At 61.0% G+C, this 17,148-nt stretch carries 13 protein-coding genes; 7 read left to right on the top strand and 6 right to left on the bottom strand.

The window, feature by feature from the left end:
* Positions 1-2: 2 nt before the first annotated feature.
* From der to BLW03_RS20190, 4 genes are all read right to left on the bottom strand, one after another.
* Complete coding sequence (der, locus tag BLW03_RS12610; RefSeq protein ID WP_074654402.1) at positions 3-1,877, bottom strand: ribosome biogenesis GTPase Der; 1,875 nt, start codon at positions 1,875-1,877, stop codon at positions 3-5.
* Between the two features lie 141 nt (positions 1,878-2,018).
* Complete coding sequence (locus BLW03_RS12605) at positions 2,019-3,656, bottom strand: lipid II flippase MurJ (RefSeq protein WP_139285193.1); 1,638 nt, start codon at positions 3,654-3,656, stop codon at positions 2,019-2,021.
* A 95-nt stretch (positions 3,657-3,751) separates the two neighbouring features.
* Positions 3,752-4,183: a hypothetical protein gene (locus tag BLW03_RS12600; RefSeq protein ID WP_139285192.1), complete on the bottom strand. Its 432-nt coding sequence runs from the start codon at positions 4,181-4,183 to the stop codon at positions 3,752-3,754.
* Between the two features lie 101 nt (positions 4,184-4,284).
* Entirely contained in the window at positions 4,285-4,887 is a 603-nt protein-coding gene (locus BLW03_RS20190) for a MerR family transcriptional regulator (RefSeq protein ID WP_083350510.1), read from the bottom strand.
* Positions 4,888-5,343: 456 nt separating this feature from the next.
* Between BLW03_RS20190 and BLW03_RS12590 the strand changes: the two genes are divergently transcribed.
* Positions 5,344-5,955: a hypothetical protein gene (locus BLW03_RS12590; protein WP_074654399.1), complete on the top strand. Its 612-nt coding sequence runs from the start codon at positions 5,344-5,346 to the stop codon at positions 5,953-5,955.
* 50 nt (positions 5,956-6,005) lie between these two features.
* Here BLW03_RS12590 and BLW03_RS12585 read toward each other — a convergent pair whose 3' ends face one another.
* Positions 6,006-6,434: an MmcQ/YjbR family DNA-binding protein gene (locus BLW03_RS12585; protein WP_074655988.1), complete on the bottom strand. Its 429-nt coding sequence runs from the start codon at positions 6,432-6,434 to the stop codon at positions 6,006-6,008.
* 278 nt (positions 6,435-6,712) lie between these two features.
* On the opposite strand from BLW03_RS12585, the gene BLW03_RS12580 reads away from it, so the two are divergent.
* From BLW03_RS12580 to lpxA, 6 genes are all read left to right on the top strand, one after another.
* Positions 6,713-9,544, top strand: a complete 2,832-nt coding sequence (locus BLW03_RS12580) for an aconitate hydratase (RefSeq protein ID WP_074654398.1) — start codon at positions 6,713-6,715, stop codon at positions 9,542-9,544.
* A gap of 189 nt (positions 9,545-9,733) precedes the next feature.
* Entirely contained in the window at positions 9,734-10,111 is a 378-nt protein-coding gene (locus BLW03_RS12575) for a hypothetical protein (protein ID WP_212733195.1), read from the top strand.
* Positions 10,112-11,364: 1,253 nt separating this feature from the next.
* Positions 11,365-12,237 (top strand): Nif3-like dinuclear metal center hexameric protein, encoded by an 873-nt coding sequence (locus tag BLW03_RS12560; protein ID WP_074654394.1) that lies wholly within the window; start codon positions 11,365-11,367, stop codon positions 12,235-12,237.
* A 38-nt stretch (positions 12,238-12,275) separates the two neighbouring features.
* Positions 12,276-15,104, top strand: coding sequence for a bifunctional YncE family protein/alkaline phosphatase family protein (locus tag BLW03_RS12555; protein ID WP_244502067.1), 2,829 nt, complete (start codon positions 12,276-12,278; stop codon positions 15,102-15,104).
* Between the two features lie 44 nt (positions 15,105-15,148).
* A complete protein-coding gene (gene fabZ / locus BLW03_RS12550; RefSeq protein WP_074654392.1) occupies positions 15,149-15,691 on the top strand; it encodes a 3-hydroxyacyl-ACP dehydratase FabZ in 543 nt (180 codons plus the stop codon).
* A gap of 2 nt (positions 15,692-15,693) precedes the next feature.
* Positions 15,694-16,479, top strand: a complete 786-nt coding sequence (gene lpxA, locus BLW03_RS12545) for an acyl-ACP--UDP-N-acetylglucosamine O-acyltransferase (protein ID WP_074654391.1) — start codon at positions 15,694-15,696, stop codon at positions 16,477-16,479.
* A gap of 5 nt (positions 16,480-16,484) precedes the next feature.
* Here the strand turns inward: lpxA and BLW03_RS12540 are convergent, their stop codons facing one another.
* Entirely contained in the window at positions 16,485-17,117 is a 633-nt protein-coding gene (locus tag BLW03_RS12540; RefSeq protein WP_212733194.1) for a hypothetical protein, read from the bottom strand.
* Positions 17,118-17,148: the final 31 nt, after the last annotated feature.

Here is a 17,148-nt window from a genome sequence, read left to right as displayed (position 1 = left end):
GACTACTCTTCCTTCTTCTTGTTGCGTGCGCGCACCTTGAACCAGATGGGTGAGCCAATGAACTTGAAGCTGGCCCGGATCTGGTTCTCGAGGAAGCGCTCGTAGGAGAAGTGCAGCTTCACGTCGCGATCCGTGAACAGCACGAACGTCGGCGGCGCAACCGCAGCCTGCGTCATGTAATAGATCCGCAGACGCTTGTTGTACGGTACTCCGGCCTTCTCGAACTCGACCGTGTCGAGGAAGCGATTCATCTGGCCAGTCGTGACGCGCTTGCGACGTTCGCGCGCAACCAGCTGCACCTTCTTAAAGACCTCTTCGACGTTGATGCCGTCCTTCGCACTGATGAACAGCAGCGGTGCATAGTCGAGATACTTCAGAGCATCGCGGACCTGCTCGGTGTAGGCCTTGATGTCGGCCGGGGCCTTGCCGTCCTCGTAGTCGTCCTTGCCGTCCGGACGCATGCGACCGGTCGTGACTTCGTCCCACTTGTTGACGACAATGATGACGCTGCGACCACTCTCATGCGCGTAGCCGCCGATGTTCGCGTCCAGACCGGTGACACCTTCGGTCGCATCAATCACCAGCAGCGCAACGTCCGCCGCCTCAAGATGCTTGCGCGCCATGATGACCGAGAGCTTCTCCGCCATTAGCGTGGTCTTGCCTTTGCGACGAATACCGGCGGTATCGACGAAGCGGAAGCTGTGATCATTCCGCATGACCACTTCATCCACGGCGTCGCGCGTCGTTCCCGCAATGGGTGACACAATGGCTCGGCCTGTGCCGGTGAGCGCGTTCAGCAGCGTCGACTTGCCAACGTTTGGCCGGCCGATGATCGCGACGCGCGTCTCCTTGCTGATGTGTTCGCCGTGGCTGCGCAGTTTGCGCTCACGCTTCGTCTCGTCGGTCTCTTCTACCTCTTCGACATAAATGTCGCCGAGGTCCTCGACTTCTTCCACCTCGTCCATCGGCAGCGCTGCAGAGAGTGCCTCCAGCAGATCTCCCATGCCAAGGCCGTGCTCGCCGCTTACGGGAAACACCTGCTTGAAGCCAAGCTGGCGGAAGTTCTCCGCGTCGGTCGAGATCTTCTCCGTGTCCATCTTGTTTACGGCCAGGAAGATCGGCTTGCCACTCTTGAGCAGAATGCGAGCGAGTTCGATATCAGGCTGCGTCAGCTCCGCGCGCCCGTCGACCACCTGCACAATCGCCTCGGCTTCTTCGAGCGCGATGCGCGCCTGCCGGAAGATCTCGGATGGAATGAGTGCTTCATCATCAGGCACAACGCCGCCGGTGTCCACGATGCGCAGCAGGCGTCCGTCGAACTCGACTTCGCCGTAGATGCGGTCGCGCGTGATGCCGGGCTCGTCGCCTACGATGGAGCGGCGGGTGCCTGTCAGCCGGTTAAAGATCGTGCTCTTGCCCACATTCGGTCGGCCGCAGATGGCGAAGAGCGGCGCCACGATGGAATCGCTCGAGCGCTGGACATCTTCGATCAGCGGCAGCATCGCCGCGAATGCGTTTTCCGTCTCCGGGTCGCTCAGCGACGCAATATTGACGCGCGACCGGACGCCTTCGTCGCCACCCATGCCACGCGATCCACGCACCGGACGATTCGACGGCGCCTTCTCCGCGGGCTGTGCAGCTCCGGCCATCTGGGCGCCGGTGACGGCCTTGCCCTTGATGCGCGTCGGTGACTGCGTGCGGACCTTGCTCTTCGTGAACGCGGCCGACTTCTTTGCGGAGACGGTCTTGCGGCCCTTCGGCGAAGCTCCGCCAACTGATGTTGCAGATGCCTTTGCGCCCTTCGGCGTCGCGCCCTTGTGCGGACGTGTCTGCGCCAGTCTGTGTTTCTTGCCGAGCCGTTTTTTCTCCTGTGCCATTGCGCGTGCCTGCTTCCCACCTTCAAGGGTAGCAGCGTAAGAGCGATTATCGGCGTGCCATCGTCAGTTTGCAGGCCTGCGAGCATGCCGCGGATGCCCTGCATCGCGCCTTAACGATACCCTCCCGCGGAGCTTTGGACGCTAGTTCCGATCCGGTGCGTCCGTTGCGTTGACGCGGATAGGCAGTTGCACATTCGCAGACCGGCGCCTCAACACCGCTGCGGGCAGCGAGGACTTCATGGCCACCAACAGACCGAGGGCCACACCCAGCCAGACAGCGGAACCGAGCACCAGTCGGATGAAATTGGCTGCGTGGCTTGTGCCAAGCGGGAGCACGTGCAGCACAAGCGCCGCGGCAGATCCGCTTGCGAGCGATGCCAGCAGCGCCTTGCCCAGCTCGAGCCACTGCAGTTCCGTAAGGCTGACCATGCGCTTGCGATGCAACAGGACGGCCAGCGAGATCATGTGCGCCCCAATGCCGAGGTCGGATGCGATGACCAGTCCACGCACACCGTTCGTGTGGAACAGGAGCCAGTACACCGGTAGGGAAAGCACCGTAACGACCGTGCCGGAGATCATGGGAGTCAATGTATTGCCCGCGCCGTAAAAGGCTCGCGCGTAGAGGTTCTGCGAGGTCCAGAAGATCAGCGACAGGCAGAACAGCACGAACAACTGTGCTGCGGCGGAAGCGTCACTGGCGTGGAAACGTCCACGGCGCAGCGCCACATCGACGATCGGATAGGCCAGGGCGATCAACAATGCCGTGAGCAACAGGCTGACCGACAGGAGGCGAGAGACCGAGCGATTCACCGCCGCACTGAAGGCTGCAACATCCGCCTTCGCCCAGAGTGACGCAAAAAACGGCAGTGACGCCGCGCCCGCAGCCGGGCCGATCACCGTCATGGGCGAGTTGAACAACTGGCGCGAGTAGCTCATCAAGGCAACCGCGCCCTTCACCTCACTCGCGAAATAGCTGCGGATCTGGGGATCCAGGGTGACCAGCGACTGCCCAAGCATCAGGGGCAGACTTAGCCGGATCCACTCCCGCAGGGCCGGGTGTTTCCAGTCATACTCCGGCGACCACCGCATTCCGATGGACCGCGCCCCCACCAGGTTCAGGGCAAACATGCCAAGGACTGCGCCGGTCACGGCGCCGATCGCCAGCGAATAGATACCAAAGCGAGCATGCAGCAGCACGAGCCCCAGGATGATGCCACCGTTGTAGACCAGCGGTTGCAGTGCCTGGTAGAAGAAGATCTTCTTCGCCATCAGCCGCGAGCCAAAGACACCACCTGACAGCAACAGCAGCGGATTGAAAAGGAGGCAACGAGTCATCCAGACGCACTGCCGCGCCGTCTCTTCCGAGTAGAAGTTGTGGAACTTGTACTTCACATAGAGCGGCGCAATCGCCATCCCCAGCAGCGCGGCCACGGCCAGAACCGTCAACATCACGTTCAGGATGTTTGAGAGTGCCCGGTCGCCCTCTTCCTGCCGACCCTCGGCCTCATACTGCGTCAGCAGCTTGATAAAGGTTGTCGACGCGACGCCGCCAATCAGCAGGTAGTTGATCGTCTCCGGCAGTTCGAAGGCAGCGTTATAAGCGTCGACGGAGCCGCCCGCGCCGAAGAAGTACGCGATAAGGCTGCTGCGCACCAGCCCGAGTACGCCACTGAGCAGCGCGGAAATCATGAGCAGCAACGATGCGGAGTAAGCGGACGACGAACCGCCTGGGCGCAACAGCGCTGCGATCCTGCCTCTGGATGGTGTGGTGTCAGTCAAAGCTGGATTGATTCTAGCCAACTCGCACCGGCAGAACTGCGGGCGATGTCAGATGTCTCTGTCTGCCCCGCAGGTCACGGTACGCTCCGGCATCGCTAGTCGCGACGCAGCGAGTTCGCTTCAAGCCTTTGTGCGCGCGGCCCGAGGGCGGTGGAGAGCGGGCGCGCAAGAGCCTGGCCGGGCAGAGACGGGTCCGTCCACCGCTTCCATGATTCCTGATCGTCGGCTCGCGGGCCTGCGGACCGTGGCGGGAATGAGAGCATGGCGACATTAAAGTCGGTGTACTGCCGCTGGCCGCAGCGGGTGCAGCGCACGGGGTAACGCATCATCAGAACTTCGAGGATGTCCGTAAAGCGCAGACGCGACCTTCGGAAGCTTGGGTTACCGCAATGCAGGCAGGCAACAACCCCCTCCGCTACTTCTACGACGGGCTTGTCGTCGTAGGGACGCACCAGGTATCTGCGGTCGTTGACTTCGGCCGTTGTGACACCGATGGTGTGGTCCTGCGGGTCTTTGGGTTGCGTCATGATGCTCACAGCCTAAGGTCTAGCCTGCGTGGCCGCAAGCATTGACGCTGCTGATTGACCACCGCCTCCCAAATGGGGACAGGCAGGACTCTCAGGCGACATTACTGATCGCTTGGTTTTTTGGGATTCAACAGCTGGTCGAGCTCGAGATCAAAGCTGCTTGCGAAGAGTGGTGGTGGCACCTCTGCCAGACGCCGCCTTGCCGTGATCTGCAAGCCGCGGTGCGCCGGATTCGCCTTGGGTCGCGCGCCGGGTGCGGGACGATCCAGCAGTGCAGCGATCGCCTGCAGCTCTGCCTTCATACGGCGAAGCCGGCTGGCCGGCCCTTCGTCTGCCAGAGCCGCGGCGGCCTGCTCCACCGATCGGATGGGTTGTGGATCCTTTGGAGCTTTCGCCGGTGACAGCGCGCGCAAGCCGCGGGATTCGCCCTTCAAAGCCTGGCGAGCGCCGGGGATGGTGTACCCCTCGTCATAAAGCAGCTTGCGAATCTCGAGCGCAGTTTCTACATCTCGCCGACGGTAGAGACGCTGACCGGTGCCGCCTTTGTTGGGCTTTAGCTGAGGAAACTCACTCTCCCAGAAGCGCAGCACATAGGCCGGCAGATCCAGCAGGCGGGCGACCTCGCCAATACGGAAGTAGAGCTTGTCCGGAATCTCCGGGAAAGGTCCGCTCGACTTTTTCCGGTTTGCATCCGCCCCAGCCAAATCCGCTCCTCGTGACCCATTTCCCTATGAAAAATGCCGTAGGCGATTCGCCTCAAGTGTATTCCCGCCCACCCCGCATCGCGAGATGAAATTGGCTCCGGCATACGGCATTCTCCAAAAAAGAGGCCCCGCAACGATGTGCGGGGCCTTGCTCATGGACAGGAACAGCGGGCTTGCAGCATTCCAAGGGACGTTGGGTGCCTCCTAGCGAGTCATCTCCCTGACGAAAGACCCGAATCTACTACGCCAACGCTACAGATGGGACACAGGTTGCCAGCCACCCTAGATATTGGGGTAGCGTACCAACATTGTCAAGCGCAAAATTGCACAATTTCTGTTACAGAGTTCTGGAGGCCCAATGGTGTTCGACGCGGTGCGCAAATATCCCGAACGGTCATGGAACCTTGCGAGACGTTCCACCGTATGCTGCTTTCAGAATTGCCGAGGAGTCATCCCATGCACGTCCCCTTCCGCACGACCGCCGCTCTCATACTCCTGCTGCCGCTGGCCGGTTGCATGGTCCAGTCCCGCAAGGGCGACAACGGTGACAAAGACGTTGCCATCTCCACGCCGCTGGGTGGCATGAGCGTCAAGACCGACAGTGATTCCGTCAGCAAGAAGGTTGGGTTGCCGCTCTATCCGGGAGCCGTCTTGGAGAAGAAGAAAAAGGAAAAGGACAACGACAGTGGATCGGCCGATGTGGACATGAACTTCGGAGCATTCCATCTGCGCGTCCTTGCGCTGAGCTTTGAGTCGACCGACTCGCCCGCGAAGATTACGGACTTCTACAAGAAGGCTCTCTCGCAATACAGCGATGTGATTACCTGCCGTCACAAGCAGCCTGTCGGTACTCCAGCGAAGACCGGCCTGGGCCTGACCTGCAACGACGACAATCACGTCAGCAACCGCGACAAGCGGGATCGGGACGATGACGACGCGGATGAGACTGAATTGAAGTCAGGTTCTCCGTCGCGCCAGCACATCGTGTCCATCAAGAGCAGCGGCGGCGGAACGCGCTTTGGGCTGGTGGCCCTGGAACTGCCGCGCGGCGACAGCAAGAACGACTAACGACTTACGGAACGGGTGCGCCACGTCTCGCATTTGAGACTTGGCCACCCTTATTTCTTCCGTGCGGCTTTTGCAGTGGCGCGGTTTTCGCGAACGAGCGCACGGTACTCCCTTTGTTTTAGCTCCATAATGCGTTGCACTCGGGGCGGCAGCTTCGCCTCGACACGTGCGTGCGCTGCTTTCAGGTGCGTCTGCCACTCGGCGGCTGTGAAGACGTCCCACCGTTCCACCACAACCCAGTGTGCTCTGGCCAGGTAGGGAGCGGGGCGAACACCCTCAATCTCCAACAGCGATTCATAGTGATCCGGAGGCACCGCAAAACCGGCGACATGTGCGCCGCCCGGCTCCGGCTCGATCATGGCGAACATCTTGCCGCCGACCGCTTTGTCCAGAACCCAGTAGACGAGGTTGTCCCACTGTAGCGTCTCCTCCACACGCGGCAGCGTCAGCAGGTAATCGCGTGTGCGGTTGATGCTCATGGAAATCACGATACGACGGCCGGCGGAACTCGCGAAACCAAGGTCATCCGCGCTAACATGGTTCGCATGTGCCGCTCCCTCGACAGGTTGAAGCGCTTTCGTCACGGCAAGCATGATCGCGGCCGCGTCGCCGCCTAGCGACCTCGGTCGCACAAACGTCGCCTCCCTTTGCTACTCTTTCTCACCACGCCGCTCGGGCCACGTTTCACCTTGTGAAGCACAGTGTCTGCGGCCAGCCCACGAGCCATCAACGGCACGCTTGAGGATCTGACATCACCATGAGCACGACTTCCCTGAACACCTTCGACGCACGCGCCACATTGCAAAGCGGCGGCAAGAGCTACACCTACTACCGTCTCGATTCGCTGGCCAACAAGGGCGTCGAACTCTCGCGCCTGCCCTTCTCGCTACGCGTTCTGCTTGAGAACCTGTTGCGCCGCGAAGATGGTGTGACTGTCACCGCAGACGACATTGAGTTCCTGGCCAAGTGGCAGCCCGCCGCCGAACCCAGCCGCGAAATCGCCTACATGCCTGCCCGCGTGCTGATGCAGGACTTCACCGGCGTGCCCGCCATCGTCGACCTCGCCGCCATGCGTGATGCCATGAAGGTACTCGGCGGCGATCCACAGAAGATCAACCCGCTGCAGCCAGCGGAGCTGGTCATTGACCACTCGGTGCAGGTCGACGAGTATGGCCTGAAGAACGCCTATGACCTGAACTCGCTGCTCGAGTTCCAGCGCAACCGTGAGCGCTACGCCTTCCTGAAGTGGGGCCAGACGGCCTTCGACAACTTCAGCGCTGTACCGCCCGGCATGGGCATCTGCCACCAGGTGAACCTGGAGTACCTGGCCCGCGTGGTCTTCACCACGAAGGACAACGTCGCCTACCCCGACACGCTCGTCGGTACCGACAGCCACACCACCATGGTCAATGGACTGGGCGTACTGGGCTGGGGTGTTGGCGGTATTGAAGCCGAGGCAGCGATGCTGGGCCAGCCGGTTTCCATGCTGGTTCCGCAGGTCGTTGGCTTCCGCCTGACCGGCAAGTTGAAGCAGGGCACCACCGCAACCGACCTCGTTCTGACCGTGACCGAGATGCTGCGTAAGCACGGCGTCGTCGGCAAGTTTGTCGAGTTCTTCGGATCGGGCATCAGCGAACTGCCGCTGGCCGATCGCGCCACCATCGCGAACATGGCTCCGGAGTACGGCGCCACCTGCGGTTTCTTCCCCGTCGACGCAGAGACGCTCACCTACCTTCGCCTGACCGGCCGCACCGAAGACCAGGTCAAGCTGGTCGAGGAGTACCAGAAGGCCCAGGGCATGTTCCACACCGCCGACGCGCCCGAGGCTGAATACAGCAGCACGCTCTCGCTCGACTTGGCAACCGTTGAACCTTCTGTTGCAGGACCCAAGCGCCCGCAGGATCGCGTTGCACTCTCACAGGCAAAGGAGAGCTTCGCCAAGGTTCTTCCCACGCTCTACGGCCCCAACGCCAACGTCAAGGGCGACCGCCAGATCACGCGCTGGCAGGGTGAAGGCGGCCACTCGTCCGCAGACGGCTCGGTTGAATCCACGGTGGGTATGCCGGAACCCGGCAAGGCTGGTCACCTGGAGACAGGCATGGAGGTCATCGGTTCCATCAAAGAGCGCCTCGGCATCGATGTCGATCCGTACCTGCACCACGGCAGTATTGTCATCGCTGCCATCACTTCGTGCACCAACACAAGCAATCCGTACGTCATGATCGCGGCCGGCCTGCTGGCGAAGAAGGCAGTCGAGAAGGGCTTGATGACCCCGCCATGGGTCAAGACCTCACTCGCGCCGGGATCGCGCGTTGTAACCGACTACTACGACAAGGCCGGTCTGTCGCAGTACCTGGATGCCCTGCGCTTCAACACCGTCGGCTATGGCTGCACCACCTGCATCGGCAACAGCGGACCGCTGCCCACCGATGTCTCCAAGGCCATCGAAGATCACGGTCTGGTCGCTGTCTCTGTTCTGTCCGGCAATCGAAACTTCGAAGGCCGTATCAACTCGGACGTGCGCGCCAATTACCTGATGAGCCCGCCGCTCGTCGTGGCGTACGCGCTCGCCGGCACGATTGATTTCGACTTCGACAAGGAACCCATCGGCTTCTCGCCGGATAAGACCGCAGTCTTCCTGAAGGACATCTGGCCGTCGCAGGAAGAGGTCAACAAGACCGTTGCCGACTCCATCGACGCCGAGATGTTCCGCAAGCAGTACAGCACCGTCAGCGACGGCGACAAGAACTGGCAAGGCCTGAAGTTCCCGCTGGGCGACGTGTACGGATGGGAGCCCGACTCCACGTACATTCGCAAGGCACCGTACTTCGATGGCATGCCTGCGACGCCCGCTCCGGTCGTCGATATTGCCGACGCACGCGTGCTCGCAGTGCTGGGCGATTCCGTCACCACCGATCACATCTCGCCCGCAGGCAGCATCAAGCTGAACGGCCCCGCCGGCAAGTACCTGACGGACAACGGTGTGAAGCCGGGTGACTTCAACAGCTACGGCTCGCGTCGCGGCAACCATGAGGTCATGGTGCGCGGAACCTTCGCGAACGTTCGTCTGCGTAACAAGGTGGCACCAGGCACCGAGGGTGGCGTGACGCGTCTGCTGCCCGAAGGCACCGGCATGTCGATCTACGATGCGTCGGTCGAGTACGCCAAGCGCGGTACGCCGCTCGCGATCCTTGCGGGCAAGGAGTACGGCTCCGGTTCGTCGCGCGACTGGGCTGCCAAGGGTCCTCGCCTGCTCGGCATCCGCTTCGTGCTGGCGGAGAGCTACGAGCGCATTCACCGCAGCAACCTGGTCGGCATGGGCATCCTGCCACTGCAGTTCCAGACGGGAGACAGCGCAGAATCGCTGTGCCTGACCGGTGAAGAGACCTACTCGGTCCCGGGCCTCAAGGCGATGCTGGAAGGCAAGTTCGCCGACGGCAAGCAGATCACCGTGGAAGCCAAGCACGCTGACGGGACCATAACCAGCATCCCCGCAACCGTCCGCATCGACACACCGCAGGAAATCCTCTACTACCAGCACGGCGGCATCCTGCAGTACGTACTGCGTCAGTTGGCTGGCAAGGCATAACCCGATCACGAGCAACAAGAAAAGGCCCGGAGCAATCCGGGCCTTTTCTTGCGAAGAAGGTTATACAAACCGACGACGCCGAACGTTCACCTAGCGACGGGAACGGCATTAGCGTTCGCAATTCACGCAGTTTCCGAAAACCCGACTTTAAAGGATGATTAGTTCAACGAGTGCCCGATCATGAGCAGAGTGAACACCTTAATCGTCTACACGCTTCTTCCCTTGGCTTACTTGGTCACTCCAGCAGCGCTGATTTTCGGATGGGTTCGCTGGTCGAAGCAGCGGGCAGCGGCGGCGGAAGGCGTCACTGTGTCTCTTGTGTCCTTCGCGTTTACTTCAGGCTCGGCAGCCTTGGGCTTGGCTACGATAGCTTTCGCTCAGATTCACTATTTCGGCTTTTACGATCCAGTGTTGATGAGGATTTACGGATGCGGTGCGGTCTTGTCCTGCATCTCCCTGCTTCTTTCCCTCGCTGGTTTTTTGAGGCCGAACGTGCTTCGATGGTATGCGCCTGCCTGTGCGTTAGGCACGCTGGCCTTCTGGGTCATGACTGCAGCAGGCGAATAGCTTACATCCTCCGCTCCCGCAAAACGGTGTTTTCGGCAGCTCCGAGGTCACTGTTTCCGCAAACCCGACTTTACAAGAGCGTTGGGCTTGTAACACGCACGCTGTCAGTTGGTACGCCCGCTGGGAGGTTCCATGATTTCGCAGAAACGACGAGCTCCGGGTAAAAATGCCTCTTGGTCTTCAAGTGGTGGGTTAGGGACTAAAAGCAGGAGATAGCGTCGCCAAATGGGCTGACTTGGCAGCTTCACCCGGATCGTCCCAAGGGGCGATACACCGCCATAAGCGAACTCTGTCCACCGCAACTCCTTCCACGTTCCCAAACGCTTATACGCAAGTCCGTCGTCACTCAAGCGGGCGAGCACCATCCCGGACATGTAAGTCTCAAAAAACAGTAACGGAACGCCCATCAAAACCAAAGAAGCGACGCTCTGTCCGTCAAACAGGACCGCGATAAAGCAGAGCGCTACAGCACATTGGGAGATCCTGACAAAGAGGATCTTGGGACGCGATCCAAACGTGACTTCTTTCCTGGCCGACATAGTTTGAGTGACAGCATATCGCGCTGAGGCCCAATTGTGACTGGGCACGGCAACTCGGAACTGCCTCGTTCGCAGAAAACGGTGTTTTCGGAAACAGTGAGTGCTCATGCGGCGGGGGCGGTCACCCTTCCGGGCTGGATCCCCTGAAGTTTGCCACGAATCGGGAGAAAAGGCTTTGCTCTTTCTTTTCATCTCGTAGCTGCCTCCGCTGCGTCGCAAGACCAGGAACATAGTTGCAAATGAGCTTCGTCTCTGAGCCAAGCCAAGGGGCAAGCCGATCCTCATTTGCAGCCCACCCAAGCCACTCAGATACCTCGACCTTAATAAGAGCCGCCAATCCGTTGTCTTTGCGCGCATCGAATGAGGCGTCTTCCAAGAAGGCGCAAATAGGAAGGATTGTTCCTAGATCGCCCTCTTCCAGAGCCTCAGCCAAAGCTGGAATGAGGACGGATCCGAAGACAATATAGGGACCGGGTTCCTCATCGTCCATATATGCAAACTTCGCATGGTAAGCAGTCGCTAGCCGGGGAAGGCGGCTCAACATCTCCGAAACCACCGTAGCGTATGTCACACCTTCAAATTACTGCCTTCAGGCGCTCCCGCAAAACGGTGTTTTCGGAAACTAGGCGGATATTTGTAATCGGAAGTCAACTTCTTTCACTACTGTCCCTGCCCCCTTGTCATTCGGTATCACTCAGGACGACACTGTCCTCGATGCCACTCCTTCGCCCTGTCTCGCTCGCTCTGTTCGTACTGACACTCTCCGCGCAAGCCCAACAGTCCCTCACCGCAGAACAGGTTATCGCGAAGATGCGCGAGGCCGCAGGCGTCACAGCGGTGCCGAACACCGTGGACACCATCAAGGCGGGTGACCCGGCCACCGTCGTCACGGGCATCGCAACGGTGATTGCACCTTCGATGGACGTACTGCGCAAGGCTGTTGCGGCGCATGAGAATCTCATCATCACGCACGAGCCGACCTTCTATAACCACCAGGATGCAGACACCCTCTTCAAGAACGATCCGGTCTACGCCGAAAAGATGGCGTACATCCGCGAGCACGGCCTCGTCATCTTCCGCTGGCATGACGGCTGGCACGCGCGCAAGCCGGATGGCATTGCAGAGGGCTGGACGAAGAAGGCTGGATGGAAGCAGTTCCAGAACGCGGACAATCAATACCTCTACACGATCCCCACGACAACCGTGAAGGCGCTGGCGCAGCAGCTACAGGCAAGCATGGGGAACCGCATTGTGCGCGTGGTGGGCGACCCGAATATGAAGGTATCCAAGGCAGCTTACGCGCCGGGAGCTTCCGGCGAGGCCCGACAGATTCAGGCTCTGGAACGCGAGGATGTCGAAGTCCTGATTGCTGGCGAAATTCCTGAGTGGGAGACCATCTCTTACGTCTGGGATGCGCAACAGCAGGGCCGCCACAAAGCCATGATCTTGCTGGGTCACTACACCTCGGAAGAGCCAGGCATGGACAACTGCGCCACCTGGCTGAAGACCGTCTTCCACGACACGAAAATCGATTTCATTCCCGCGGGAGAGCCTTACTGGCTTTCCGGGAACGCACGCAACCGGTAGGAATACCAGTTTCACATTCCTTGAGTATCATGCTCGGCATGCGTCCCCAGCGTGTTCTCACGGCAGCTCTTTTCTCTGCTTCGTTCGCCTCACCTTTGGCCCTTGCGCAGCAGCCGCAGACAGTCCTGAACCTGCCCACCAGCAAGCAGCTTCTGCTCCCCGTGCCGGGCGCCCCGCAGCGCCTGAACAGCCTGCCCATGGCCATGGCAACCTCGCCCGACGGGCGCTATGTCGCGGTCGTCAATGGCGGCTACGGCACGGCGGAGAGTGACTACCAGCAATCCATCGCCATCATTAATGCAGCGACGGACGCCGTGCAGGACTTTCCGGAGCGGCGCACCTCGCGCAACATGCCGCAGACGCTGTATACGGGGCTTGTCTTCTCGGCCGATGGAACGCATCTGTACGCCAGCCTCGATTCCCTGACGGACCCTGAAGGCAAGGGCAAAGAGGCCACTGGGAACGCGATCGCGGTCTACAGCTTCCACGATGGCTCCATCACTCCGGAACGCCTTCTGAAGGTACCGCTGCAAACGCTCGCACCCGGTCGCAAGCAGAATGAATTGAATAAGGACACGCCCGCGGGCAAGGCAATCCCCGTTCCCACAGGCCTTGCACTCGTTCCCGGCAGGAGCGGCGCAGCCGACCAGTTGCTGATCGCCGACGTCTACTCCGACGACGTGTTGCTGATGGACACGGCCACCGGCGCCACACTCAAGCGCTTCGACCTGGCGAGCAGTCCGGTGGTGCCCTCGACCTACCCCATCAGTCTCGCGGTCAGCCGCGATGGCCGCCGCGCCTTCGTTGGTCTGTGGAATGGCTCCGCAGTTGCCGAGCTTGATCTCGTCTCAGGCCGAACCGTACAGACACTTCCACTGATGCCGCCCACGCGGCCCATTGACCCAAGCTCACACCCGGCGGCGATGCGCCTTAGCGCGGATGAGTCGCGCCTGTACATCGCCCTTGCGAATCGCGACGCGGTCGCAGCCGTAGGCTTGAACGGCGCACGCATGAAGCTGATGGGCACATGGGACACACGTCTCCCCGGCCAGACGCTCTTCGGAGCGATTCCCTCCGCGCTCGCCTTTAGCGACGACGGCAAAGATCTCTTCGTCGCGAACTCCGGCTCCAACGCCATCGCGGTACTGCACACAGGCGACAAGCTCAGCCTGAAAACGCCGGCCACCGCCGCAGGCTTCATCCCCACTGAGTGGTTTCCAACTGCCGTCACCGTGCACGCCGGCCATCTTCTGGTCGCCACCGGCAAAGGCAAGAGCACCGGCCCCAATGCCGCTCCCGCCGTGGCTCCCCGCGATCCTGCCGCGGCTAAGCTCTTCAAGCCACGCGCCCATGCGTACATCGCCACACTGCTCTACGGCTCCGTCGCCTCCATCGACCTGACCAAGGCGATGCCCGACCTCGCGAAGCTTTCCGCAGCGGTCATGACCAGCAACCGCATGAATGCCGCGCAGGAGCACCTCCGCTTCGCCGGCGGCACCAATCCCATCAAGCATGTGATCTACGTCATCAAGGAGAACCGCACATACGACCAGATTCTCGGCGACCTCGGCGTGGGCGACGGCGATCCTTCACTGGCCATGTACGGCAAGAGCATCACGCCCAACGAACACAAGCTGGCGCTGCAGTACGGTGTGCTCGACAACTTCTATGACTCCGGCGAAGTCTCCGGCAATGGCCACGTCTGGTCAACCGCAGGCATCACCAGCGACTACACCGAACGCATCTGGCAACAGAGCTACCGCGGCGACGAGCGCATGTATGACTTCGAGGGCGTGGTCGAGCAGGGCTATCCGCTGGCCGAAGGCATCAGCGATGTCAACGAGCCGGCAAGCGGCTACATCTGGACGAATCTTGCACGTCACGGCAAGTCGCTGATGCACTTCGGCGAGTTCATCAACACGGACTTCTGCACGGACAAGCCGAAGGCCCAGGACAGAAGCCCGCTGCTCGGCACGCCGGAAGGCCAGGCGACCGGCTGCCCACGCACAGCCATCCGACCGGGCGAACCCATCCCCACAAACTACGGTGGCGGCACCAGCCCCTACCCGTGGCCGATTCCGCTCATCGCGAAGAACACAGCAACTAAGCCCGAATTGCAGAACCACTACGATCCGCTCTATCCGGACTTCGAACTCAGCTTCCCGGAGCAACTGCGTTTCGAGGAGTTCCGCACGCACCTGGCAAAGTGGCAGACCGATATGGCTGCCGGACACGACACCATGCCCAACTTCATCATGATGCGGATGGGCAACGACCACACCGCGGGCACCAAGGCCGGCAGCCCCACACCACGTGCCTCCGTGGCGGATAACGATCTGGCTGTAGGCCGCCTGGTCGACGCCGTGTCGCACAGCAACTTGTGGGACAGCACCGCGGTCTTCTTCCTGGAAGACGACGCACAGGATGGTGCCGATCATGTAGATGCGCACCGCAGCATCGCCCTGATCGCCAGCAAGTACGCACCGCACGGCACGACCGCTACGGTCGATCACAACTTCTACACCACCGTGAGCGTCCTGCGCACCATGGAAGACCTGCTGGGCCTGCCGCCCATGAACAACAACGACGCCCTCGCGCCGCTCATCCAGATCTTCAGTGGCGACGGCTCCGTTGCACCTTACGCCGCGGACTACAGCAACCGTGATAACAAGCTGATCTACACGGCGAACACGCCGCAGGCCATTGGCGCGAAGACCTCCGCGAAGATGGACTTCACCCACGAAGATCGCGCGGACCCACGCAAACTTAACGTCATTCTGTGGCAGGACGCCATGGGCAACAGCGCCGCGGTGCCGCAGATGATCCTGCATCCCAAGGACGCCCACAAGGACGATGACGACGACTAGGCACCCACCCGCAGACACGGCGGCAAACTATACTGCTGGGAGCCATGAGTGAGAGCCATACCCCCGTAATGGATATCCAGCAGATTATGAAGCTGCTGCCGCACCGCTACCCGTTTCTGCTGATCGACCGCGTGATCGAGGTAGACCCGAAGCAGCGCATCGTCTGCCTGAAGAATGTGACGGCGAATGAGCCGCACTTCACAGGTCACTTCCCCGACTATCCGCTGATGCCCGGCGTGCTCATCGTCGAAGCCATCGCGCAGGCCGGCGGCTGCCTGCTGCTGAACGAGATCCCCGACCGCGAAAACAAGCTGATGGTCTTCACTGGCATCGACGGCGCAAAGTTCCGCCGTCCCGTCACGCCGGGCGACCAGCTACGCATCGAGGTCACGGTACTGCAGTGGCGTTCGCGCGCCGTCAAGATGCATGGCGTCGCGACCGTCGATGGCAAGGTCGCCTGCGAGGCCACAGTGATGTGCCAGCTTGTGCCGCGTCCCTCTGCACCGGCAGCCGCACCTGCCGCGACCACGGTCGGCGAATCGAATCCCCAGCAGGATCCGACTGCGCTGCCTGAGGCCGCAGTCTAGCCATGCCAATCCATCCCAGCGCGATTGTCGCCACCGGTGCCGTGGTGCCGGAGAGCTGCACCGTAGGCCCCTTCTGCATCGTGGGGCCGAACGTCGTGCTGGGCGAGCGCTGCGAACTGATCAGTCACGTCGTGCTCCACGGTCACCTGACCATGGGCGATGACAACCGCGTCTTCCCTTTCACATCGCTCGGCTGCAGCCCGCAGGATCTGAAGTACAAGGGCGAGCCGACGAAGCTGACCATCGGCAACGGCAACACCTTCCGCGAGAGCATCACGGTCAGCCGTGGGACCGTCGGCGGCGGGGGAGAAACGACCATCGGCGATGGCTGCCTGATTATGGCGTACGTCCACATCGGCCATGACAGCCACATCGGCAACGGCTGCATTTTGCCGAATGGTGCGACGCTTGCCGGCCACGTCATCGTGGAGGACTACGCCGTTCTGAGCGCCAACGCGCCCGTGCACCAGTACTGCACCATTGGCGCCTACGCCTACATTGGCGGCGGTACCACCATCACGCAGGACGTGATGCCCTACTCCCTGACCAGCGTCCGGCGCGAGAACCGCGCCTTCGGCATCAACAAGGTTGGGCTGGAACGTCGCGGCTTTACACCGGACGAGATCAAGCAGCTTCGCGCGGCCTATCGTCTGTTGCAGGGCAGCAAGCTGAATACCTCGCAGGCACTTGAGACCATCCGGGAAAAGATCGCCAGCGGCGAGTTTGGTGAGCGTGTCGGCTACCTCGCCGACTTCATCGCCAAGAGCGAGCGTGGCGTCATCAAGTAGATCGGCTATTCGCCCTTCAGAGCATCCGCATAGCGCTTGTCGAGATCGGCACCAATCTCGCGCACCGATTCCAGATGCGCCGCGACCTGCCTCACCTGCGGGATGGCGCCTGCCAGATCCTCTTTGCTGAGCTTCTCCGGGTCACCGCCACCGACCGTCGCAATGAGCAGGATTACAGGCTGTATCGCAGCTTCCTGCAGCGCATCGAGCTTTTTCTGCAGCTGGTAGGCAGTGGCATAACGCTGGACCTCGCTATATGGCATGAAGCTCAGTGCACCCGTTGCGTTGGCGGTCTGCCAGCTGGCGTCCTGCGGCGTAATCATCTCAACACCGATCATCACCTTGTGGATCTCGGACGGCCTGCCCTCGGCACGTGCCTGCAGATACGTCAGCAGGTCCTTGTACCGCGCCTGTTCTTTTGGGATGGCTTCCAGTACGTCCTTCAGATCCTTGCGGTTGTCTTCGATCTCGTGATGAAGATTCTCTCTCGCCTCATGCACCAGGTGGCGGTGATGAACGTACTCCGCGATGTTCTCCAGTCCCAGCGCGATGAGCAGACCCACCGTGATGGTGAAAAGGTGGAGAAGGAAGTCGCGCACACCGTGGATGGGATGATCTGCAGGATGGACTTCGTGCATGGCAGCAGGGTACAGAAGGGACGCGCGGTGG

Source organism: Terriglobus roseus (assembly GCF_900105625.1).
Classification (GTDB): Bacteria; Acidobacteriota; Terriglobia; order Terriglobales; family Acidobacteriaceae; genus Terriglobus; species Terriglobus roseus_B.
Note: the sequence above shows the minus strand (reverse complement) of the source record. Positions and strands in the feature narration are given on the sequence as shown.

Bases quoted from the DNA above. Each gene is read 5' to 3' on its own strand.
- lpxA (WP_074654391.1), top strand. From the start codon at position 15,694: ATGCCAATCCATCCCAGCGCGATTGTCGCCACCGGTGCCGTGGTGCCG.
- BLW03_RS12555 (WP_244502067.1), top strand. From the start codon at position 12,276: ATGCGTCCCCAGCGTGTTCTCACGGCAGCTCTTTTCTCTGCTTCGTTC.
- BLW03_RS12580 (WP_074654398.1), top strand. From the start codon at position 6,713: ATGAGCACGACTTCCCTGAACACCTTCGACGCACGCGCCACATTGCAA.
- BLW03_RS12540 (WP_212733194.1), bottom strand. From the start codon at position 17,117: ATGCACGAAGTCCATCCTGCAGATCATCCCATCCACGGTGTGCGCGAC.
- BLW03_RS12585 (WP_074655988.1), bottom strand. From the start codon at position 6,434: ATGAGCATCAACCGCACACGCGATTACCTGCTGACGCTGCCGCGTGTG.
- der (WP_074654402.1), bottom strand. From the start codon at position 1,877: ATGGCACAGGAGAAAAAACGGCTCGGCAAGAAACACAGACTGGCGCAG.
- BLW03_RS12590 (WP_074654399.1), top strand. From the start codon at position 5,344: ATGCACGTCCCCTTCCGCACGACCGCCGCTCTCATACTCCTGCTGCCG.
- BLW03_RS12600 (WP_139285192.1), bottom strand. From the start codon at position 4,183: ATGACGCAACCCAAAGACCCGCAGGACCACACCATCGGTGTCACAACG.
- fabZ (WP_074654392.1), top strand. From the start codon at position 15,149: ATGAGTGAGAGCCATACCCCCGTAATGGATATCCAGCAGATTATGAAG.
- BLW03_RS12560 (WP_074654394.1), top strand. From the start codon at position 11,365: ATGCCACTCCTTCGCCCTGTCTCGCTCGCTCTGTTCGTACTGACACTC.